At 41.8% G+C, this 21,096-nt stretch carries 22 protein-coding genes; 12 read left to right on the plus strand and 10 right to left on the minus strand.

The window, feature by feature from the left end; genetic code table 11:
• Nucleotides 1-35: 35 nt before the first annotated feature.
• The gene (locus ACIQXQ_RS13025) at nucleotides 36-1,628 is read right to left on the minus strand and encodes an amidohydrolase (protein ID WP_402957925.1); all 1,593 of its coding nucleotides are present in this window, start codon (nucleotides 1,626-1,628) and stop codon (nucleotides 36-38) included.
• A 156-nt stretch (nucleotides 1,629-1,784) separates the two neighbouring features.
• Nucleotides 1,785-2,978, minus strand: a complete 1,194-nt coding sequence (locus ACIQXQ_RS13030) for an ornithine--oxo-acid transaminase (RefSeq protein ID WP_402957927.1) — start codon at nucleotides 2,976-2,978, stop codon at nucleotides 1,785-1,787.
• A 329-nt stretch (nucleotides 2,979-3,307) separates the two neighbouring features.
• Between ACIQXQ_RS13030 and ACIQXQ_RS13035 the strand changes: the two genes are divergently transcribed.
• A complete protein-coding gene (locus tag ACIQXQ_RS13035) occupies nucleotides 3,308-4,726 on the plus strand; it encodes a sigma-54 interaction domain-containing protein (RefSeq protein WP_402957929.1) in 1,419 nt (472 codons plus the stop codon).
• Here ACIQXQ_RS13035 and ACIQXQ_RS13040 read toward each other — a convergent pair.
• Complete coding sequence (locus ACIQXQ_RS13040) at nucleotides 4,719-5,729, minus strand: hypothetical protein (RefSeq protein WP_402957931.1); 1,011 nt, start codon at nucleotides 5,727-5,729, stop codon at nucleotides 4,719-4,721. The two genes, ACIQXQ_RS13035 and ACIQXQ_RS13040, sit on opposite strands and share 8 nt — an antisense overlap.
• Before the next feature lie 441 nt (nucleotides 5,730-6,170).
• Between ACIQXQ_RS13040 and ACIQXQ_RS13045 the strand changes: the two genes are divergently transcribed.
• From ACIQXQ_RS13045 to yppF, 5 genes are all read left to right on the plus strand, one after another.
• Nucleotides 6,171-6,785: a protein kinase domain-containing protein gene (locus ACIQXQ_RS13045; protein WP_402957933.1), complete on the plus strand. Its 615-nt coding sequence runs from the start codon at nucleotides 6,171-6,173 to the stop codon at nucleotides 6,783-6,785.
• Nucleotides 6,786-6,807: 22 nt separating this feature from the next.
• On the plus strand, nucleotides 6,808-7,248 hold the full coding sequence (locus ACIQXQ_RS13050; RefSeq protein WP_402873793.1) for a DUF6376 family protein: 441 nt from the start codon (nucleotides 6,808-6,810) through the stop codon (nucleotides 7,246-7,248).
• Between the two features lie 235 nt (nucleotides 7,249-7,483).
• Nucleotides 7,484-8,872 carry an L-cystine transporter gene (locus ACIQXQ_RS13055; protein WP_402957935.1) on the plus strand — a complete coding sequence of 463 codons (1,389 nt, stop codon included), beginning with the start codon at nucleotides 7,484-7,486 and terminating at the stop codon, nucleotides 8,870-8,872.
• Between the two features lie 144 nt (nucleotides 8,873-9,016).
• A complete protein-coding gene (locus tag ACIQXQ_RS13060) occupies nucleotides 9,017-9,280 on the plus strand; it encodes a hypothetical protein (protein WP_402873788.1) in 264 nt (87 codons plus the stop codon).
• A gap of 199 nt (nucleotides 9,281-9,479) precedes the next feature.
• A complete protein-coding gene (yppF, locus tag ACIQXQ_RS13065; protein ID WP_402873786.1) occupies nucleotides 9,480-9,674 on the plus strand; it encodes a YppF family protein in 195 nt (64 codons plus the stop codon).
• Between the two features lie 69 nt (nucleotides 9,675-9,743).
• Here the strand turns inward: yppF and ACIQXQ_RS13070 are convergent, their stop codons facing one another.
• Together ACIQXQ_RS13070 and ACIQXQ_RS13075 are read right to left on the minus strand one after the other, a co-directional pair.
• Nucleotides 9,744-10,418: a phosphatase PAP2 family protein gene (locus tag ACIQXQ_RS13070; protein ID WP_402873783.1), complete on the minus strand. Its 675-nt coding sequence runs from the start codon at nucleotides 10,416-10,418 to the stop codon at nucleotides 9,744-9,746.
• Nucleotides 10,419-10,594: 176 nt separating this feature from the next.
• Nucleotides 10,595-10,822, minus strand: a complete 228-nt coding sequence (locus ACIQXQ_RS13075; RefSeq protein ID WP_402957937.1) for a hypothetical protein — start codon at nucleotides 10,820-10,822, stop codon at nucleotides 10,595-10,597.
• A gap of 204 nt (nucleotides 10,823-11,026) precedes the next feature.
• On the opposite strand from ACIQXQ_RS13075, the gene ACIQXQ_RS13080 reads away from it, so the two are divergent.
• A complete protein-coding gene (locus ACIQXQ_RS13080) occupies nucleotides 11,027-12,187 on the plus strand; it encodes an MFS transporter (protein ID WP_402957939.1) in 1,161 nt (386 codons plus the stop codon).
• Nucleotides 12,188-12,243: 56 nt separating this feature from the next.
• Here ACIQXQ_RS13080 and ACIQXQ_RS13085 read toward each other — a convergent pair whose 3' ends face one another.
• Complete coding sequence (locus ACIQXQ_RS13085; RefSeq protein WP_402957941.1) at nucleotides 12,244-13,095, minus strand: MBL fold metallo-hydrolase; 852 nt, start codon at nucleotides 13,093-13,095, stop codon at nucleotides 12,244-12,246.
• 178 nt (nucleotides 13,096-13,273) lie between these two features.
• On the opposite strand from ACIQXQ_RS13085, the gene ACIQXQ_RS13090 reads away from it, so the two are divergent.
• Both ACIQXQ_RS13090 and ACIQXQ_RS13095 read left to right on the plus strand, forming a co-directional pair.
• Complete coding sequence (locus ACIQXQ_RS13090) at nucleotides 13,274-13,906, plus strand: LysE family translocator (protein WP_402957943.1); 633 nt, start codon at nucleotides 13,274-13,276, stop codon at nucleotides 13,904-13,906.
• A 150-nt stretch (nucleotides 13,907-14,056) separates the two neighbouring features.
• A complete protein-coding gene (locus tag ACIQXQ_RS13095) occupies nucleotides 14,057-14,659 on the plus strand; it encodes a hypothetical protein (RefSeq protein ID WP_402957945.1) in 603 nt (200 codons plus the stop codon).
• A 97-nt stretch (nucleotides 14,660-14,756) separates the two neighbouring features.
• On the opposite strand, the gene ACIQXQ_RS13100 is transcribed toward ACIQXQ_RS13095, so the two are convergent.
• Together ACIQXQ_RS13100 and ACIQXQ_RS13105 are read right to left on the minus strand one after the other, a co-directional pair.
• Nucleotides 14,757-15,965, minus strand: coding sequence for a CynX/NimT family MFS transporter (locus ACIQXQ_RS13100; RefSeq protein ID WP_402957947.1), 1,209 nt, complete (start codon nucleotides 15,963-15,965; stop codon nucleotides 14,757-14,759).
• Nucleotides 15,966-16,099: 134 nt separating this feature from the next.
• A complete protein-coding gene (locus tag ACIQXQ_RS13105) occupies nucleotides 16,100-17,521 on the minus strand; it encodes a phospholipase D-like domain-containing protein (protein ID WP_402957950.1) in 1,422 nt (473 codons plus the stop codon).
• Nucleotides 17,522-17,665: 144 nt separating this feature from the next.
• Here ACIQXQ_RS13105 and ACIQXQ_RS13110 point away from each other — a divergent pair, with 144 nt between their 5' ends.
• The 3 genes from ACIQXQ_RS13110 to ACIQXQ_RS13120 all read left to right on the plus strand — a co-directional run bounded on the left by ACIQXQ_RS13110 (nucleotide 17,666) and on the right by ACIQXQ_RS13120 (nucleotide 20,126).
• Nucleotides 17,666-18,493 carry an endonuclease/exonuclease/phosphatase family protein gene (locus ACIQXQ_RS13110; RefSeq protein ID WP_402957953.1) on the plus strand — a complete coding sequence of 276 codons (828 nt, stop codon included), beginning with the start codon at nucleotides 17,666-17,668 and terminating at the stop codon, nucleotides 18,491-18,493.
• Between the two features lie 201 nt (nucleotides 18,494-18,694).
• The gene (locus ACIQXQ_RS13115; protein WP_402957955.1) at nucleotides 18,695-19,486 is read left to right on the plus strand and encodes an endonuclease/exonuclease/phosphatase family protein; all 792 of its coding nucleotides are present in this window, start codon (nucleotides 18,695-18,697) and stop codon (nucleotides 19,484-19,486) included.
• Between the two features lie 184 nt (nucleotides 19,487-19,670).
• Nucleotides 19,671-20,126 carry a hypothetical protein gene (locus tag ACIQXQ_RS13120; RefSeq protein ID WP_402873753.1) on the plus strand — a complete coding sequence of 152 codons (456 nt, stop codon included), beginning with the start codon at nucleotides 19,671-19,673 and terminating at the stop codon, nucleotides 20,124-20,126.
• A gap of 185 nt (nucleotides 20,127-20,311) precedes the next feature.
• On the opposite strand, the gene ACIQXQ_RS13125 is transcribed toward ACIQXQ_RS13120, so the two are convergent.
• Together ACIQXQ_RS13125 and ACIQXQ_RS13130 are read right to left on the minus strand one after the other, a co-directional pair.
• Nucleotides 20,312-20,674, minus strand: coding sequence for a VOC family protein (locus ACIQXQ_RS13125; protein WP_402873749.1), 363 nt, complete (start codon nucleotides 20,672-20,674; stop codon nucleotides 20,312-20,314).
• A 109-nt stretch (nucleotides 20,675-20,783) separates the two neighbouring features.
• Nucleotides 20,784-21,095 carry a putative quinol monooxygenase gene (locus ACIQXQ_RS13130; RefSeq protein ID WP_402873747.1) on the minus strand — a complete coding sequence of 104 codons (312 nt, stop codon included), beginning with the start codon at nucleotides 21,093-21,095 and terminating at the stop codon, nucleotides 20,784-20,786.
• Nucleotide 21,096 lies beyond the last annotated feature (1 nt).

A 21,096-nucleotide genomic window follows, 5' to 3' on the forward strand; every position in this document is an offset into this window, starting at 1 on the left:
ACAAGCGCCTTCTCTTGCTTTTGAACATCACCCTGCTATTTCTTTTGAAAGACCCTCTTACCGGCCATATACGCTTCTTCAACCTGCACTTCCCCTATTTCTTCCGGTTTGATGGTCAAAATGTCCCTATCCAGGACAATAAAGTCGGCATGAAAGCCCGGTGCAAGCTGGCCAACATCCGGGATGCGCGTGACTTCCTGTGCCGCTTTTGTATAAAGCATGATGGCCGTTTCAATGTCTATGCGTTGTTCCTGCCCTGTATCCGTTCCATCATAGGCCTTACGTGTGACGGCTGCCATCATCCCGACAAATGGGTTGACCGGATCTGCCCACGCCGTTGCAGGTGCATCAGATGAGAAGGCCACCATGATACCCGCATCTAACATGGAACGAATTGGATACGTTTGCTTCGTACGCTCCGCCCCAAGGTTAGTAAGGTACGATTCAATTTCAGCGTAGAGAAAGATCGGTTGTGGGACGAATGCGATTCCCATTTCACTCGCTTGTTGAAGGGCCTTCCTAGAAGGCATGGCCGCATGCTCTATCCTGATGGAAGGGCCATCTTCCATCCAGCCCTTCTTGCCATGAAAGGTATCAATGATTAAATCGATCGCCTGCTCACCCATGGCATGTATGACCAATTGGATACGATTCTCCTCGGCTGCTTGACCGGCAAGTAGCAACTCCTCCTTAGTGGTCATCGGGATGCCATAGTTCTCGCCTTCCCCTAAAAATGGCGGATTGACCCAGGCCGTTTGGCCAGAAACGCTTCCATCGGCGAATAACTTGATTCCTCCAATATGATTGTCCTGGTCTCTATTCGTTTTGTTCTTGGCTAAAATCGGATCGTCCTTCATGGTTTCCCATATGTAATACAGGACTGCACGCTGCTTCATGCCCTTTTCCGTAGCAGCACGATACATGTCTAAATAATCCGCAGGTTTAGGCTTTGCCATCAAATCCGTAATGGCCGTAATTCCGTGCGATAGCAATTTTGGGCTTAATTCCACAAGTCCTTCTATTTCTTCCTCAACAGTTTGTACGGGCATTACTTGTTGGACTAAACCTTTTGCGTTTTCACGTAAAACGCCCGTCGGTTCACCGTACGGATCTCTATCAATCTTTCCACCCACTGGGTCTGGTGTATCTTTGGTGATGCCGGCGAGTTCCAGTGCCTTACTGTTGACCACAACCATGTGAGTGCATGTGCGCGTAATGATAACGGGAACCTTCGTCGTGGCTTGATCTAAATCCCAGCGTGAAGGCGAACGACGCTCTTTTAATTTCCCCTCATCATATCCCCATCCTTCTATCCAACCCCCGGAATCTTGTGATTCGCTTGCCTTACGAACTTCGTCAATTAAATCTTCCAGTGATTCGACAACAGGCGGCATACAGGAAATTTGCTTGGAAGACCCGGCTAGATACAATGGATGCAAGTGTGCATCGATGAGCCCCGGCAACACCCGGCGTCCTTGAAGGTTCATGCGCTCTCCAGTCATCCCTTTGGTTTCTTCTTCCCCAATCCAGTGTATGCGCCCATCACGAATGACCATAGCACTTGCATAAGGTTGTGTTGGATTGGCTGTGAATATTTTTCCGTTCACATAAATGATGTCATGATTCATTCTTTCTCCTCCCCCTATATGAACACATTTCATTTGTACCGCCTTGATTTTGGATTTCCTTTATCCTTGCAGACGAAAAAGAGCATTCCAAAATGGATAAGCCTACGCTTTTTTTTGGAATACCCTTTTTTCATGACTCAGAATCAGTAAGCGACATTAAGCTAAAACTTTTTTAATACGGGCAATAGCCCAATCTAGTTCTTCCTTCGTAATCACAAGTGGCGGAGCAAAGCGGATCACGGTATCATGCGTTTCCTTGCACAGTAAGTTTTCCTCTTTTAATTTTTCACAATAAGGCCTTGCCTCCACTGTTAATTCCACTCCGATAAATAAGCCTTTTCCACGTATATCTTTAATCTTCGGATTATTGATTTCCTTCAAGCTTTCTTTAAAGTATTCGCCTAATTCCAACGAGCGTTCCGCAAGTTTCTCTTCTTCAAGAATCTCTAAGGAAGCGATGGAAACCGCGCAAGCCAATGGATTGCCCCCAAATGTAGAACCATGTGAACCAGGATTGAAGACGCCTAGGATGTCACGGTTGGCCGCCACGCAAGAGATTGGGAAAACCCCACCACCAAGTGCCTTGCCTAAAATGTACATATCAGGAACAACATGATCCCAATCGGAGGCGAATGTTTTACCTGACCGGCCAAGGCCCGACTGAATTTCATCCGAAACGAACAATACACTATTTTCTTTACACAGTTCAAATGCCGCTTTCAGGAAACCGGCTGGTGGAATGATGATGCCCGCTTCCCCTTGGATCGGTTCAATCAGGAATCCAGCCGTTTGCGGTGTGATGGCTGCTTTCAATGCCTCAAGGTCACCATAGGGAACCAACTTGATTCCTGGCAACATCGGCCCGAACCCCCTTCTATATTCATCATCGGAAGATAAAGAAACGGCTGTCATCGTCCGGCCATGGAAGTTGCCGATACAAGCGATGATTTCCGCTTGGTCTTCAGCGATTCCTTTTACATCATAGCCCCAGCGTCTAACAGCCTTGATGGCCGTTTCAACTGCTTCAGCCCCCGTGTTCATCGGAAGGGCCATGTCTTTTTGGGTAAGACGGGCCACCTTTTCGTACCACGGACCCAATTGATCACTATGAAACGCTCGGGACGTTAACGTTACACGATCCGCTTGGTCTTTTAGCGCTTGAATGATTTTTGGGTGCCGATGACCTTGGTTCACGGCTGAATAGGCACTAAGCATATCCATATACTTGTTTCCTTCTGGATCTTCTACCCATACTCCTTCTGCCTTTGATATGACGATGGGAAGTGGATGATAATTGTTTGCCCCATATTGTTCAGTTTGTTCAATAACCTTTTCCGTCACAGTTTTCATATAAATTCCCCCTATGATTTAAACGTTTCCGCTATGATTTACGTTGTAGATGAAGATGTAGCATATTTCATTGTTGAAAAATCAGTTCAGGTCCCCCTATCTATCAACTAGCAAGTTCCATGCCAAAAATAAAGGCCTCTATCAAAAACACCCTAACTCAAAGAAAAAATATATTTCAGGAAAGGGGTTTCACCCATTTTTTTCATAAAATCCGCAAAAATATTTGGCACCTTTCCGCCATGCATTCTTGCAGTGCAAATAATAATTGCACCAATATTGGATTTACTTTACAATTAGCTTCAACAAAAGGAAAAACCTGGAGGTGCCTCATGGATTTAAACCAGATTATGAGAATAGAAGGTTTTCAAACGATTCTCCATTCACTTGTGGATGTGATTGATATAGGCATACATATTATAGATAGGAACGGCTTGACGGTCATCTATAACAAAAAGATGGCGGAGATTGAGGGAATGGATTCAAAAGATGTATTAGGAGAGAAGATTCACGACATCTTTAAGTTCAAAGAAGAAACGGAAAGCACACTGGTCAGGGCCCTTCACTCCGGCCATGCAACCGAAAACTCGAAACAGACTTACTTCAATAGCCTGGGGCAGGAAATCTCGACCATCAATAATACCTATCCGATATTCGACACCAGGCAAAATATCATCGGGGCCATCGAAGTAGCCAAGGATATTACCAACCTGGAACGAATCATCAAGGATAATATATTAAATAAGGGCGACACCAAATATACCTTTGACAGCATCCTAGGTGTCAGTGCGAATTTCTTGGAGGTCATCGAAAAGAGCAAGCGTTCGACAAGAACCTATTCCACCATCCTCATCGTTGGGGAAACTGGAACGGGAAAGGAACTTTTTGCACAAAGCATCCATAATGGAAGCAGTCGCTCCAAACACCCATTCATCAGCCAGAACTGTGCAGCACTTCCCGATAGTTTAATAGAAGGAATCCTTTTCGGAACGAAGAAAGGTGCCTTCACCGGCTCCGTCGAAAGACCGGGATTGTTCGAACAAGCAGAAGGCGGCACGATCCTTCTTGATGAGATCAATTCCCTGAACCCCAATTTGCAGGCAAAATTATTGCGGGCCCTTCAAGAAAGGAAGATTCGTCGCGTAGGTGATACGAAAGATAAGAATATCGACGTCCGCGTCATCGCAACCATCAATGAAGATCCGATTGATGCCATATCAAACGGCCATTTACGTAAAGATCTTTATTACCGTTTAAGCGTTGTGTCTTTATTCATACCCCCGCTACGGGAACGGAAAGAGGATATTCCATTGCTCGCCCAATCGTTTATTGACAAATTCAATGCGCTTTTCGAATTGGACATCGAAGGAATCAGCGAAGAAGCCTACGAACTTTTCTATGATTATGAATGGCATGGCAACGTAAGAGAACTTGAACATATCATCGAAGGGGCCATGAATTTGCTAGAACCTGGCGATAAGCACATAAAAATCTCGCACCTTCCCACTCTCTTCAAAAAGAAAGCGAATAGGGAAGAAGAAGAGATGGAAACCAAAGCGCCTTCCCCTCCCTCTCATCAAGGGACCCTCCCTCTTGATGATTATATGGCGCATACAGAAAAGTTCTATTTAGAAAAGGTGTTAAAAGAACATAACCAGAATATCTCCCAAGCAGCCAAAGCCTTGAATATAAGCCGGCAAAGCCTCCAATACCGCTTGAAAAAGTACCAGGCCAAAAATCCCCTCACTTAGAAAGTGGGGGATCTCCCTTCTTGACACGATAGTAGGAACCTGTCCTTTTATAGCGTCTCCAGCATATGAATGCATAGACCAATAACACCGTTACAAAACATACTAAATAGTACAATAACATCATATTGGAAATGAAAACTTGATAGTAATCTTCCAAGCTCATTTCCTGCAGATAGACTTTGTAGGGATTCTCTTCATTATATGAAATCGGAACCGGTTGATCTTGGTACGTATAATAGGTATCCCTTGTAACTTTTTTCGTCAGGTATACCGTCTGGTTTACATGATTCTCAAAGCGTAGTGCCAAATAATACCCGTCATCTCCATAACGGGATGAATTCCGTTCGAGAGAATGATCAGTCACCATAGCCATAGTCTCGATTCGATTTGCGTCCGAATATTTCTCATATGCGTTCATGACCATTAGTCCCATATTATAGTAACAAAACGATAATCCCAAAATGAGGCCACCGTATAACAAGCCATATAAGAAAATGCCAAGAAAACGATCAGAGTGTTTCCCCCGCTCCATTCGATCAAAAAAGGCCGTGACCCACTTGATTTTACTTAACCAATATAAGATGTATCCAATGATATAGATACTGGCGAAAGCCAAGCCGATATAAAAAGACCAATCCTTGTCTTTAAGATCATCCTTATTATGAAAGGTTTCATCAATCCTGTATCCGCTAACCGAATCCCCTATTTCCAGCTTTTCAAATTCCTCTTTCTCCACAAACGCTCTCTGGCCGACATCCAATTCCCTTACAACCTGTCCCGTGAGACCCGGAGCAATGAGAACATAATAATAGGTCTCTCCATACAAGAGATCCTGTTGAGCCGTTTTTTCATAAACCATCGCATCCATCGGGTCGCTTTCATCCTTATTCTTCAGCTCTATATGTTCTTCGACGTTCTCAACGGTTTTGAATAGCACGAAAACAAATACCCCAAAGGCAAAGATCATCCATCCTATCCGCTTCATATCATAGTTATATCTCATAATGGAACCCCTTTTTCATTCGTTTGCCTATCCTTACGGGTGGAGGGAATGTTTTTTCTTTAGATTTGGAATCAAAATAGGTTTCCCTTCATATTTATCTACAAACAACATGATTACCAACATCTATTCTATTCGACAAGAATCTGTTATCTCCTATTTGGGACTGACTCTTTTCAGATTCTTTAATTTGACCCATGAGCATGATATCCTCTATACTTACTGTAATGTAACTAAATAAATGAATTCTTCTGTTAAGGGGAGTAGCTATACAGTAAAGTCGTCAGTACAGGATGTCCATCCTCGGCTTTATTGGCAACTAATTTACAGTTGTTTGCAAGACCTTGCCGATTTTTTGGTGAGGTCTTTTTCGTATCTAAGACGGTATAACCAAGATAATCGGTTATACCGTCTTTTTTTGTATCATCAATCTTTTGGAGAGGTGTGAAGGAGTTGTCACAATATTATAGGTTGGCTCAAAGTGTGAAAATCGCGAACGATAAAAACCATACATTGATCGAGGCCGATGATTCATTGTCGCTTATCGGTAAAGGGCGAAGCGCATATGTATTTAGAATCCAAGATACCGGCCTAGCCTTGAAAGTATTTTTCCCGGCTCATGCCCACACGGCTAAAATAGAAGCGGATATTTACCGGGCCGTTCAGCATATCGAGTACTACCCGACCCTATTCGATGCAGGGGAGCGTTACCTCGTGATTGATTACATCGAGGGTCACACGCTTTTTGAACATTTGACGATGGGCATCCCGGTAACGGAAGAAAAGGTGAAGGAAATCGATCATGCCCTGAACTTGGCCAGAAAGGTAGGCTTGAATCCATCCGATATCCATTTACGGAACATCTTGATAACGTCCGATAAGAAAGTGAAGATTATCGATCTTGCGCGGTTCCGACAGACAAAATCCTGCAAGCAATGGCATGATTTAAAACGCGTATTCCACCTTTTCTATAGGAGGCCCTACTTTCCCAAGAAAATCCCTACCTTTATTCTCAATTCCATTGCGGCCATCTATAAGAAAAGGTTCTTGCCCATTTAATAAACCATACAGGAGGAAAACCATGAAAAAAATACTTATGCTATGTACATCACTTATTTTATTAACCGGCTGCTCGCTTCTAGGGGAAGTCAATTCATCATTAGACTACGCCGATACCGCAACAAGCTATGTCGGTACCGTAAAAGAGTTTGCCAATGAAGTGCCCGCCCTCTCTAAGGATGCTGTCACCGACAAGGAGGCAATGAAGACACTTGAGAATGAACTGCAAACGATGAAAACGGAAATCGAAGAATTCAATGAAACCGAACCGCCCCAAATCGCTGATGGCATTCACGATAAAATCGTCAGTTCCAACCAACAGCTTCAAGACGGAATCGATTTATATCTAAAAAATATGGAAGATGGGACATTGAATCCTGCGGTCCTTGAAGATTCGGAAATCATGAAGACGATTGATAATATCACAAGCCTGACCAACCAAATTGAAAAATTAGGGAACTAGATTCCTGAATACTCCTTTTAACCGAGGAGTATTTTTTTACATTCGGGATGATTGCCCCTTTGAAGTGCTGACCTCCTAAAAAAGAATTTCACCTCCAGCCCCCTCCATTTCTACCCTTCAAAAAAAATATCTTTAAATCATACTATTTATCGCTGGTAAAATAGTAATAAATGATGTATCATACTCTAGTATTTATTATTCAGAGTAGATTAATAGGAATTGGGGAGGATTTAAAATGATTGGTTATGTTTTTCTGAATATCGCCATAATGATTGTCCTGTTGGGCCTTCTATTTTATATGAACAAAAAACATATTTCCTTTACAAAAAGAGTGTTTACGGCACTAGGGTTAGGGATCATATTCGGTCTGCTTTTGCAGTACTTCTATGAACCTGGTTCGGTTGCAATCGTGAAATCGACCGATTGGTTTAGCATCGTAGGTTCGGGTTACGTGAAATTCCTACAGATGATTGTTATGCCGCTTGTATTCATTTCGATTTTGTCGGCATTCACGAGATTGAAGCTTACAAGCAATATCGGTAAAATCAGTGTCTTAATCATCGGGATCTTGCTTGGAACGACTGCTATTGCAGCAGCCATCGGTATTACATCGGCCACAGTATTCGATTTGGAAGCCGTTCAAATTGAACAAGGTGATGCTGAAACGAGCCGTGGTGCTGAAATAACGGAAAAAACAGGTACCATCGAAGATAAAATGTCGATGCCACAACAAATCATCGAGTTAATTCCAGCGAATCCGTTTCTTGATTTAACGGGTGCTCGCTCGACTTCTACGATTTCAGTGGTCATCTTTGCTGCATTTCTTGGAATCGCCTATCTAGGGGTTAAAAGAAAACAGCCTGAACACGCAGAGTTTTTCTCTAAAATCGTCGATGCCCTGCATAGCATCATTATGCGAGTGGTGACGTTAATTTTACGCTTGACTCCTTATGGAATCTTGGCGATCATGACAACTACGGTCGCAACGAGTGACCTCGATGCCATCCTTAAATTAGGAAAATTCGTGGGAGCTTCTTATGTAGCCCTTATCGTGATGTTCTTGATTCATCTGCTATTGCTGATGATTGCAGGATTGAATCCAATCACTTATTTAAGAAAAGCATTCCCTGTCTTGTCATTCGCTTTCACAGCTAGATCGAGTGCAGGTGCACTACCTATGAACATTCAAACGCAAAAGCAACTAGGTGTCTCTGAAGGGATTGCCAACTTTGCCGGATCATTCGGGTTATCCATCGGACAAAATGGGTGTGCTGGTATTTATCCAGCCATGCTTGCCGTCATGATTGCACCGACAGTGGGAATCGATCCGCTTTCTCCATCCTTTATCGCCACTTTGATCCTTATTGTGGCCATCAGTTCCTTTGGAGTGGCAGGTGTCGGTGGCGGTGCAACATTCGCAGCCATCCTCGTCCTTTCCGCAATGGACTTACCGGTAGCCTTGGCAGGACTATTAATTTCGGTTGAACCATTAATCGACATGGGTAGAACCGCCTTGAACGTTAGCGGAAGCATGACGTCAGGTGTGCTGACTAGTAAAATCACGCATGACCTGGATAAAGAACAATACAACGAAACATCTGTTAAACTAGACACTGAAATGTAATTACTTCTCCCCCATCTCGTTACTGAGATGGGGGTTTTGTTTTTCATGAAGTTTTTCATGAAGTTATTCAAAAGAAAATCCACTCTAAAAGGTGGAAAGACTATATAATAAATGTTAGATAATGGATACATATGGAGGGTGAGTATGAAAAATAGTTCCTCATTAATCATCGGGGTGGCCATCATCATGGGTTTTACAATCCTAGGTTTATTTCTGATGGCCTCATCTAAAGAAGATTCAAAGGGTGCAAGTCATGAAGATCGATATGAATTAGTCCCTGTAAATGAAAATAATATGATCATCTTTGATAAGACGTCAGGGGCATATTGGAATAAATTCGTCCCGAGCGATGAAGGCCCTACGACATGGGAAAAAGGCGATTCTCCCATTAAGAAGAGCAATAACTAAAAAACACTACAATATACACGAAGGAAGTACTAAAAAGGCTTGGTTGAATAACCAGGCCTTTTTCATCCATTTAAATCCCCGCCACTCTTTCTGTCTTTAATTGTATGAAAATGTCGGTAGTTTAAATTTTCTAAAAACTAATCTTACTATATTTTCCATGTTATATTGTTAAAGATAAAAAATCCAATAGAAATGTTAGGTGAGCGAACTGACAATAGAAGTTTTAATTTTGCACTATATTCAAGAAACACGCCAAAAGCCTTTTCATGCTGATGAATTATTAGATTACATTCAAAAAGAATACGTGAGCGGGAATTTATCTATTTTCCAATACAAAGACCTCTGCAAGGAACTATATAGACGCGGCGCAAAGAAACAACTTCATTTAGGATGATTGCCCATCGAAGACTTGCAACGATCGCAAAAAGGACTGCCCACTATGAAGACAGTCCTTACTATTTTTTTATAGGTCACTATTTTTCATTCTCTTTTTCATTCGAGCTGTTCTGATGTGGTTAACCTGAACGCTCATTCCACCATTGAACATAAACTGGGCAGCAGCATATACCGCACAGGCGACAAGAATTCCTGCCAATGCATCCAGGATGGCATGCTGTTTCGTGAATAATGTGGAGAGGATAATAAGGGTACCCATGACCGTCACACATGCGTATTCCCGCTTGAAGTCCTCTTTTCTGTTATATACGATGATCATCATGATAAACGTCGTCATTACATGAATACTAGGTAGACAGTTGACAGGCTGGTCATGCATATAAATGAAACGGACCAGGTTTGCAAAGATATCGTCCCCGACCACGTCCGGCCGCGGTACAGTCGTTTGCCAGAAAACATATACGACAAAACAAATCAATTTACCGGATATCAAACTGCTTATCGCCACGAAATATTGCTTTCGGTCAACAAAGCAATAATAAATCAATAATCCATACATAAACGGATACCAAAGTAAGTAAGGAATGATGAATTCCTTGATAAAGGGAATCCCCTCATCTATTTTCGTCGTGACATCGACCGCATCACTCGGCAATTGATTGATGATGGAGTATATGAAACTAGTAAGGATAAACAATAATAAATAACTTAATGGGTAAAGGATTTTCATGTTTTTTTTCATAGCTTACTCCGTTTTTTTATTGAATTTATATTATAGGATTTACCCCATATCTTTTCATATGAATCATGTATTCATCTATCGTATTTATAAGCTATGATTATGTCAAAATCTTTATTCTTGGAGGACAAAACCCTATACAAGAAAAATTTATGACGTGACAAGCTAAAAAAAGGTACTTAAAACCCTTTCCCTAACCATGACATGACTATCATTAAAACCCCGATAACTACCACGACAACCGGTCCTACAACAAATAATCCGAATAATAACGATAAAACAGCATCCATAAAAGTACGGCCGGGGCCTGCATTCTCTTTTCTTCCAGTAATTAATAAGTTTTCAAGAGATGCAACCTTTTGTTTAAGTTCCTGTAACTCTTGAACAACTTTTGTATCTTGGTCCAAACCCCCAACTCCCTGCCTCATTTTCTGTCGTTAATTATATCATGAGTCCCCATACAAAGTATAAAATGGTAAAAAATACTTACAACATTCAACTATTCATATAGGAATAAATAAATCTATGATTTCAATTAATTATAGGAATGTTACAATAAAAAAGTTGAGTGGACATCAATCTATAGAATATGTGGGGTACTATTACATTTTATGAAAACATTACGACTACTAAGAAGCTTTAACTTTTTATACTTTGGTTTACTTGCCATTTTCATTCCCTTTCTTCCGGTCTATCTGGATGATCAAGGTCTATCGCCAGGTCAAATCGGTTTCATCATCGGTACGGGCGGGTTTGTGACTTTGATCACTCAACCTTTATGGGGAATGATCAGCGACAAAACAAAGACCATTCGCAAAGTCCTGTTGTTGCTGATTCTCTGCTCAAGCATACTCGGGTATTTCTTGTACGATACGGGAAGCTATCTCCACCTGATTCTATTTGCCATGTTGCTATACTTTTTCCTGATGCCGATTGACCCGCTTACGGAAAGCCTCAATTTCACGATTGCAGAATCGAATGGAATCAGTTATGGCTCCATCCGTACATACGGTGCTTTAGGATATGCCGTAATCTCATTGATTACCGGCTATGTCATGTCCCATTTCGGTGCTACTAGTCTAGCTTGGCTCTTTTCTGGCATTGCCATTATCGGTTTTGTCATCATCTGGATGATGCCCGATGCACCCGTCTCTGGGAAGCCCGTCACGATGAAAACGCTCAAGCACTTTTTCAGTAATAAAGAAACGCTGCTATTCCTTTTACTGGTCTTTATATGTGCCGTTCCGGCCAGGATGAACGATACGTTCCTTGGTGTGTACATTCGGGAACTTGGTGGAAGTACCACTCTCGTTGGACTCACTTGGTTCTTGGCAGCTGGAAGTGAAATTGTCGTGTTTGCCTTAAGCTTCTGGTGGCTTCGCAAAGGGAAGGAAATCATCATCATCTCATTCGCTGCCGCATTTTTCTTCATTCGGTATTTCGTCTCGGCCTGGTTAACCGACCCGCACCTGTTAGCTTACTTGCAGATCCTGCAACTGTTAACCTTCCCGATTTTCTACTCGGCGGCCATACAGTATTTGTACCGGATCGTCCCAGCCGAATGGCGTGCCACTGGTCAGACGATATTGGCCTTGCTGTTCTTTGGGGTATCGGGAATTCTCGCCTCATATGTAGGGGGCGCCATCTACGGTGCTTTTGGAGGAAAAGTCCTTTATCTTTCGATTTCTTCCATCTCATTCGTCGGAATGGTGTTCGCCTTGATTCTTTACCGGATTTATGGGAAGAAAGAGATTCTGGTGAAAGCAGAATAAGACACAAAAAAAGTCGACTCCTGTTACAGGAATTCGACTTTTTTGTGTCTTTCATATCAACTGGCATAGCCATTTACAAAGAAGCCCACTGTTTCCCTTTCACTTTCGGTTAGATCACGGTTAAGCTTCGTCGCCAGTTCCCGCTCCATTGCTGCTTGATCCCCCTGATGTTTGCCGACAAGGCTGGCACAATCTTTGAATAACTTGAACTCCTGCTCCATTTCCTGCTTCGTGCAAGGCTGATCATGATGGGAAAGGATATACGTATCGGCATCATAGGATTCAATCTTCTCAACGAGCCTCAAGGCTTCTTCAGCGGTATAATTCCATTTATCCGCATAAAGATTGGCATACAGGCAATCTCCCAGCATTAAGGTCTTTTCCTCTGGGACATACACGATGCAAGAATCAGCGGCGTGGTCTCCACCTACGTGTTCAACGATGCATGTGATATCGCCAAGATCAATCGTTAGTGACTTTTCAAAAACAATATCAGGAAGCTTCATCGAAATATCCCGCTTCGAACCGAACTCCAATTTAATGGCATCGGCACAAAATGGAATCTCGATTCCTTCCTCGACCCGTTGATCTAATGCGTGATCGTCCCAAGAAAGAGACTGCATCTCTTTCACGTTTCGGTACGTTCGTTCCTGGCAAATCACGGGAATGTCCACATGTCCCAATCCGAATATATGATCCCAATGAGAATGAGTAAGAACAAGCATGTCCCCACTCCAATCGATCTTCGCCAATTCAGCTTGAAAAAGTTGCGCATGTGAAACAGAATTCCCCGCATCAATGATGAGCGTTTTCTTCGCTCCTGAAACAGCGACCAAAATTGGCCGGTCGGTTACCTCCACTCGCGTCAGGTAAACGATATGGTTGGATACATGTTCTAAAGTTTGCATGGATTAAGTTCTCCTTTGGAACGTCGGATTATCTTCTTCAATCAGTTTGCTTACAGTATAGCAAACAAATACAGGGTACGATGTAATATTTCATTTACCTATCCTCTTCCAGAATGATCTATGGTACATTAAATGATGAATTATCAGAATAATCAAATGAAGATGGGCGGTTTCTCACATGGAAAACTATTATTTATTTATCATGATGTGCATTCTTCTCATCCTATTGCCCGGTCCTGATACGGCGATTGCGACTAAGAACACCTTTTCGATTGGAAAAACGGGTGGCCTCCAAACGATGCTTGGTACGTGTTGTGCCTTGCTCATTCATACATCCGCCGCTGTCTTAGGACTTTCAGCAATCATCGTCAAATCAGCTTTATTATTTTCCATCTTTAAATATGTCGGGGCCGTGTACTTGATTTATCTAGGCATCAAGACATTATGGGGATTGAGGAATAAGGAAGTGGCAGTAACCGATGAAAGGAAGGATGAAGATAAATACGGAAGCAAGTCTTGTTTTAAACAAGGGTTCCTGACCAATTTGCTCAATCCGAAAGTGGCCGTGTTCTTTCTAACATTTCTCCCACAATTCGTGAATCCTGGACAGGATACATTCCTGCCATTTCTATTGATGGGTGCCACTTACACCGGACTGACTGCGCTCTGGTTCATCTTCTATATCTACTTGCTTAACCAGATCAGTGCTTTCATGAAAAGACCGCGGACTCAAAAGGTTTTTGAAGGCATCACAGGCATTGTGCTAATCGGCTTTGGAATGAAACTGGCGTTGGAAAAGGCCCAGCATTAACCTTAGGTCTTGGTCATTATATATAATTTTTTTTACTTCAAAGAGAAGGAGACCATTACTGATGACGAATAACTATTCTATTATCGATTTATTCTTAAATGATATCGAAAAAAATTCATTGAAGTTCCTTCACACAAAAGAAAAAAAATAATGTATGAAATGAAAGATCATATGTATTCCGAGGTGGAAAATAAAATCGCAAATGGAAAAGACGAAACCACAGCCATTAAAGAAACAATCGCAAATTTCAAAGAAGACCCACATCCATTTACCGAGCTTGCAGAACAAGAAGAATACCTCAACCAAAATAAGTACGAAAGCAAAAGAGATTTCGGGTTCGATTTAATTATGGTCTTATGTATAGGGCCACTTGGCGCTTTAACCGCACCTATTTTGAAAGGATACATAGAATTAGCCCAAATCATACCCTGGTTATTCTTTTTTATAGTAGCCCAAATTATTTTTCATCGTTTTTATTCTAAGAATATGAATGAATCTAGGGTCAAAACCTTACAATTCACATCAAAAGCTTACTTGGTTTTGTTTGCCTTAGCTTTTGGAATGTATGCAGCTAATTTAACCATCAACCAACAAATTAACATCGTACCAACTATGTACTTGCTAGTTTATATTGCCATATTGATACCTTTGTATCTTTTATTCAAAAGTGTATACAACAAAAATAAAGATTTACTAAATAAATATAAGAGGCTGTCTAATAAGTCCTTATTCCAGGGAATTTCACAAAAATAAAGAGGCAGAAATGTTGTTAAATCAACGTTTCTGCCTTTTACCATTTATCTAATTTCGGTGCAATTACCCCTTTTGGGACAGCCCCTTTTACTTTGGTTTATTCCACATGACGGGCCCTTCCCGAACTCACCCCGAATATCATGACTAATGCAGAGATAAGGATAAGTGCAAAAAGCGGAATGGTCCAATCTTGAGCCACATCAAACAAGTATCCAATGAATATCGGTCCTACGGCTGCAAGTAGATAGCCTGTTGATTGGGCCATTCCCGATAACTCGGCAGCTCGCCTCGCATTCCGTGCGCGAATGCCTATATAACTTAGTGCCAACGGGAAATTCCCTCCCAATGCGATACCGATTAACGTGATACTGATGATCAGGATAGGAAAAGAAGATCCAAACCATAACCCTGCATACCCGACAACCGAGCATAACCCCAGCGCGAAAGCTACCCACACCTGGGAGTTAAGTCGTGCGGCGAGAACAGGGATGAAGAAGCTTGAAGGCAACCCGATTATTTGGGTAAATGATAGCAACCATCCAGCCGTCCCCCTGCTTATCCCATGACTAATCAAGATTTCGGGTAACCATGTAATCGTGACATAAAATAAAAACGATTGAAATCCCATGAATAACGCGATTTGCCAAGCAAGTGGTGAGCGCCAGATCTTCGTAGCGCTTAAGCTCACACTTTTAATGGGATTACCTTTTCCTTGATCCAATCTGATGAGGTACACCCAGATCAATATGGCCAAGACGGCCGGGATTCCCCAGACAATCAGAGCCCCTTGCCAACCAAGATTCAAACCACTGGCTAATGGTACGCTAAGTCCTGATGCTAGAGAAGCAACCAACCCCATGGACGTAGAATAGATACTGGTCATCAGACCGAATTTCTGCGGGAATTTATCTTTTATCACGACGGGTAAAAGAACATTTCCGATGGAGATTCCCATTCCAATGAAAACGGTACCAAAAAAGAGAAAGACTGACATAGAAACCGACCGAATGCAAACCCCGATCAGCAGAACGCACAACCCCAACAACAATGTCTTCTCGTTTGTTAAGCGATTGGCGATTTTGGGAACGATAGGCGACATGATGGCAAACGTAATTAATGGAACGCTCATCAAAAGCCCTGCACTCCAATGGGCAAGTCCAAGATCAGTCTGAATCACACCGACTAACGGTCCCACTGAAGTGATGGCCGGGCGTAAATTGAAGGCAACGAGAACGATTCCCATGGTGAAAAAAAATAAGAATAATGACTTTTTTTGTTTTTGAACAACGGTTTTTTGTATCTCCATTCAAGAATCCTCCTACCAATCCACAAACTTTCTAGATGATATCACAATAGAATATCACAATATTTGCAGAATAAGTTGGAGTAATTTCCCTTTTGTGAAAAAATGCTCATGGTTATATTCGATTCCGAAACCAGTTACGCCAATCCTCTCCATAATATGGACACCTTCGAGAGTGCATTTAATAGGATAGCCCGATAAGACTTGTCCTTTTTCTCATCTTTAGGCGTGTCTATCTTCTTTTTCTTATCCGCCACTAACGTGCTTTTATCGATTTTGTCATGAATAGCCTCTGTCAACTGTACCGCGAATTCCTCGCTATCTATGATCACCATCGAGTCCGTGCTTAAAACGGTTGATCGTGAATCAAGGTTGAAGGAGCCAACTGCACTTAGCCGTTGATCAAAGACCACCGATTTAGCATGTAAGGAATGCTTATCGGCATATTCATAAAGTCTTACCCCAGTCTTTATAATGTCGTCTCTCAAATCCAAGTATCCTGAGAAGGCCATAACATTGGGAGTGGATTTCACGGAATTGGTGAGTAGGGTCCAGTTGGCTGTCGAATTCATATTTTCTGGTACATATCCCTTCATTTCTTTTGTAGGGACAACATACGGACTCTGAATCAGGACGGACTTCTTCGCTTCCGTCGAGATATCAATAAGCGTTTGCCAGACAACGGGTTGTTTTTTGAAACGCTCGATCGGGTTGTGCAAAAAGCTCACCCGTTTTGTTGGGGTGGTGATGGCCATCCAGTTCATCGATGGTGAAACAAAATGTTCATTTTCTTGAATGGCGGTTTTGTATTGACGGGTTAGCTTATCTTTTTCCTTTTTCCCTTTAGTACTCTGCCTTTTTGAAAGGTCCGAAAAGGGGTCACTCGTGTATGGGTGGTTCCATAATTCATTCATATACTTGTTCATCTGAACGATCACGTTTTCTCCAGTTTGTGTGGCATGAAAGATGATGACATCACGGTCATGGACATAATTCTTAGGTGGTTTTTTCGCTAAATACTTATCGGCTATATTTCGCCCTCCAATGATGCCCAACCGCCCGTCGACCATCATGATTTTGTCGTGAAGCCGGTTGTTCCATGTCCAAGGCTTAAACATTTTGAACGATTCATAATACCTTAATTCAATATTTTCATGTGATGCCAAGGCGAAACGGGCATCACTCATTTTAAATCGCAGACCATGGCTAATCCCATCCAAAAGGACCCGGACCCTAACGCCCCGGTCCGCCGCATCAATAAGGGCACCGAGAATCAGCTCAGTCGACTTACCTTTTGCTATCGAATAATAGGCGATATCAATCGAATCAGTGGCTTCCTGAATCATTTGCATCCGTGCACGTCCCGATTCATACCCATTTTCCAGGAGCAACACTCGATCTGAAGAATCTCCCTTCCCCATAAAACCACTTATATCGTTAGGGGGTGCCTCCCCTTTTTTATCCGAAGGAAAATAGAACAGAACAACCGACGTAGCCACTGCATAAAGGACGTATAATAGACATACAAACAGTGCTCCTTTCACGATCTTTTTTGTCATGAAATCCCTCCCCCTAACTTTCCTAATACTATTTGTATTAAGGACTAACTCTATACTTGGATCGAAAAGAGGAATGACTAATAAAGTTCATGAAATAGTCAAATGATATCTTCATTAATATTCGTTTCATAAAGGAGTGATAGTTTGAGAAAAATAATTGGCTTCATTACGATATTGCTCTTTCTTGTAACCATGGATCCCGCACGTCATACCTTGGCTGGTGAACGGCCGCATGGTATGAGAAAGACAGTGGACATACAAGTTCTAACCTTCAACATCCATCATGCTGTTGGAATCGATGGGGTTCTGGATATAGGCCGGGTCGCGAAGACAATCGAAGGAGAACATGCGGAAATCATTGGGTTACAGGAAGTGGACAATCATTGGTCAGAGCGGAGCCTTTTCGAAGATCAAGCAAAATGGTTGGCCAAACGTTTGAATATGCATTATGCATACATGGCCAACTTGGAACGTGATTCTTTGAATCACGGGGAACACCGACGACAATATGGAACGGCCATATTAAGTAAGTATCCAATCCTTCATGCACAAAACCATTTCTTTAAGAAGATTAGAAATACAGAGCAACGTGGGTTATTAGAAGCTACAATCAAAGTGAAGGGCAACCACCTTACTGTTTATAATGCACACTTGGCCTTAGCTCCGGAACAAAGACAAAAACAAGTGGATGAGGTCATCGCTATCTCCCTTGAAGCCAAAGGGCCCAAGCTCATAGTGGGCGACTTGAATGCAACACCAGAAAGTAATGAAATAGCGATGCTTTCGTCTTCTTTTCGTGATGCGTTTACCCATCTAAATGATGCGTATACATACTACTCTGCGGATGGTACTCCGAAAAGAATTGATTATATTTTCGCATCAAAAAACATAAAAATATCAAATCCAAAAGTCATCTCCACCCTAGCTTCTGACCATCTCCCATTGACGGCTAAGATTACATTAAAAAGATAAAGCACCTTCCGCACGAAGATTATAATAAATGATGTTGGTCTTACAACTTTTGTGCTTTTTCACTTGGGAAAAATGATACACCACTTCCCTTGTCACCAACTTGTCTAGGAGCTGAATAACCCGAATCACTTTATATTATGATTTCAAAAGGTATACTAATAGGTAATATAAATGTTTAATGAACGGAAAGGAGTGTTCGTTTTGCGGGAAGGTCTTCCTTTTGGACGGTTGTTCACCAAGCAGAAAGTGAAAAACGTGAAGGTCATGTCCTACAATATCCACCATGCTGTAGGTTTGGATGGGGTTTTGGATATGGAACGGATTGCCAGTATAGTAGAAGCCGAGGGCGCCGATATCATCGGACTCCAAGAAGTGGATAATCATTGGTCAGAACGAAGTGGCTTTGAAGATCAAGCCGATTGGTTGGCTAAGCGTCTCGACATGCATTATATCTATATGGCCAATATTGATCGTCCTCCATTTAAATCAAGAAAAAACCGCCGACAATATGGGGCAGCCATATTAAGCACATATCCAATCATTCAAGCGCAAAATTACCTTCTTACGAAAATTGGCGAATCGGAGCAACGAGGACTATTGGAAATTGTCATCGATATAAAAGGCCATAAACTCAACATCTATAATACACACTTAGCTTTAACTGCTAACGAGCGTCACATTCAAATGAACGAAATCATCCAAATTTCAAATAGAAAAAAAGGTCACAAGGTCATCATGGGTGACTTGAATACAAGACCACAAAGCACGGAATTGAAAACTCTTGCCTCTCATTTTCATGATGCATTCGCCGAACAAAACGATGCTTATACTTATGATGCTGAGGGCATCCCCAAAAGGATTGATTATATTTTCACTTCAAAGGAGATAAAAACATCTCAAGCGAAAGTGATTTATACTCCAGGATCTGACCATTACCCCATTATCGCCACCCTGGCTTTGGATAAGAACACCCACACTCGCCGTTCCAACTAAGGATGGCGAGTTTCATGTATTACTTACACCCCGCCACTTTTTTGTTCATCACTTATATTCCCCAGGAAACTTTGTATCCCACAAAAACCCCTGCCAAATGGATTATTTTTCAAAAAATAAATGTGTCTAACTTGTGAACAAGATGGATATCGTTTAATATATATATAAAGAGGGAGGAATTTCCATGATTAAGCAACCTTCAAAAGTAAGCGTTTTCAATTATGGTTTTGCATTAGGTATATCGGAAGTGTTTTTTTTAACCAGCTTCTATCTCAGCATTCTTGATGTTTCCTACTTTGCCCTAGCCTTACCGTTCTCGGCTGTATTTCTTTTAGTGTCCTTATACTTCTTTATCCGCACTGATAAAGTCGCAAAGACCTTATACAAACAGCGCGTAGAAAGAGAAGCTGTCTATTCATTTTATCATAAGTCTTTCGGAATCTTCTTAATCATATTCGCTGCATTGCTTTGCATAGCACTTGCTTATTTACCTTTTATACAACAAGGAGGACACTTCTACATTCTTTATTGCGTCCCAATGGCCGTCTTATGTTTGGTTCCTTGCATCACATCGTATAAAGGAATGAAATTGTCCAAAATTAACATTGAAAAAACGCCACCTCATGTAGATATGAATTAATGTCGAATCGAATAAAAAAGCAAGAGGATGGGTCATGTTCTTCTACAATCTAGAAGCATGCCCATCCTCTTTTATTTGAAAAGTCAGGTTTCGAAACACAACCCATTCTTACCGTTTAGCTTTCAAAACACCTTGCTTACCCTTTTGTGATTACGAATGGTAAGCCCAAAACGTATATCCACACTTCATGCTTTTTCCGTTTTACTTACATATTCAAAGAAGCCAAGCCTATTGCCCCAAGGATCACTAAACGTTCCCCACTTTACTGGAACCTCCGCTCTTGAATGAATCTCAAAAAATTCCACTCCAAGTTCTTGCATGACTCTTTCCCGTTCTTTTTCCAGACTAACCACACCTATACGTAACGGACCACATCCTTCTGATGGTGTTCCTTCCGATACTTGTAGCCAACTCCCTGGAATGAGTTCCCACTCCATAAAACCTTCATGAGGCATAAAGTCAGGTTTGCGTTTTATGAAGGACTCATACCACTGGCGTCCTTCTTCTATATCGGTAACCCGAATTTGTATGGTCATTTCATAAATCATTGATTCCCTCCTTGAGTATTTATTATCCAATTGGTATTTACGATCAGATAACACCTCTAACAGGATAAAGAAGGACCTTTAGAAACCCTATAATTTCACTTTCACACATTTAGTCCAATAAGCCTTTCCCTCCCTCTGTTTGTAATGTACCGATCCTCTCCATTCCAGCCATGATTGGTTTTGCTCGTTTTATTAATGTTTGAGTCGCTTCAAGACCGAGGGATGCTTGATGGGCACCTTCATCGTTCCACACTTCATACACATAAACAGAGTTAGGCTCTTCTTCGGAAATATTGACGAGATAGATTTCACAGTCGTCCAGGCTCTTTAGGGATTCTGCTGCTTCTAACAAAATATTTACCATTGCGTCACGTTCGCCATCTTTCACAATGAACTTTCCAATCAATCCATATTTACTCATG

Origin of the sequence: Peribacillus sp. NPDC097198 (assembly GCF_044762055.1) — a bacterium.
Taxonomy (GTDB): Bacteria; Bacillota; Bacilli; order Bacillales; family DSM-1321; genus Peribacillus.

Bases quoted from the DNA above. Each gene is read 5' to 3' on its own strand.
- ACIQXQ_RS13025 (WP_402957925.1), bottom strand. From the start codon at position 1,628: ATGAATCATGACATCATTTATGTGAACGGAAAAATATTCACAGCCAAT.
- ACIQXQ_RS13030 (WP_402957927.1), bottom strand. From the start codon at position 2,978: ATGAAAACTGTGACGGAAAAGGTTATTGAACAAACTGAACAATATGGG.
- ACIQXQ_RS13035 (WP_402957929.1), top strand. From the start codon at position 3,308: ATGGATTTAAACCAGATTATGAGAATAGAAGGTTTTCAAACGATTCTC.
- ACIQXQ_RS13040 (WP_402957931.1), bottom strand. From the start codon at position 5,729: ATGAGATATAACTATGATATGAAGCGGATAGGATGGATGATCTTTGCC.
- ACIQXQ_RS13050 (WP_402873793.1), top strand. From the start codon at position 6,808: ATGAAAAAAATACTTATGCTATGTACATCACTTATTTTATTAACCGGC.
- ACIQXQ_RS13055 (WP_402957935.1), top strand. From the start codon at position 7,484: ATGATTGGTTATGTTTTTCTGAATATCGCCATAATGATTGTCCTGTTG.
- ACIQXQ_RS13060 (WP_402873788.1), top strand. From the start codon at position 9,017: ATGAAAAATAGTTCCTCATTAATCATCGGGGTGGCCATCATCATGGGT.
- ACIQXQ_RS13070 (WP_402873783.1), bottom strand. From the start codon at position 10,418: ATGAAAAAAAACATGAAAATCCTTTACCCATTAAGTTATTTATTATTG.
- ACIQXQ_RS13080 (WP_402957939.1), top strand. From the start codon at position 11,027: ATGAAAACATTACGACTACTAAGAAGCTTTAACTTTTTATACTTTGGT.
- ACIQXQ_RS13085 (WP_402957941.1), bottom strand. From the start codon at position 13,095: ATGCAAACTTTAGAACATGTATCCAACCATATCGTTTACCTGACGCGA.
- ACIQXQ_RS13090 (WP_402957943.1), top strand. From the start codon at position 13,274: ATGGAAAACTATTATTTATTTATCATGATGTGCATTCTTCTCATCCTA.
- ACIQXQ_RS13095 (WP_402957945.1), top strand. From the start codon at position 14,057: ATGTATGAAATGAAAGATCATATGTATTCCGAGGTGGAAAATAAAATC.
- ACIQXQ_RS13100 (WP_402957947.1), bottom strand. From the start codon at position 15,965: ATGGAGATACAAAAAACCGTTGTTCAAAAACAAAAAAAGTCATTATTC.
- ACIQXQ_RS13105 (WP_402957950.1), bottom strand. From the start codon at position 17,521: ATGACAAAAAAGATCGTGAAAGGAGCACTGTTTGTATGTCTATTATAC.
- ACIQXQ_RS13120 (WP_402873753.1), top strand. From the start codon at position 19,671: ATGATTAAGCAACCTTCAAAAGTAAGCGTTTTCAATTATGGTTTTGCA.
- ACIQXQ_RS13125 (WP_402873749.1), bottom strand. From the start codon at position 20,674: ATGATTTATGAAATGACCATACAAATTCGGGTTACCGATATAGAAGAA.
- ACIQXQ_RS13130 (WP_402873747.1), bottom strand. From the start codon at position 21,095: ATGAGTAAATATGGATTGATTGGAAAGTTCATTGTGAAAGATGGCGAA.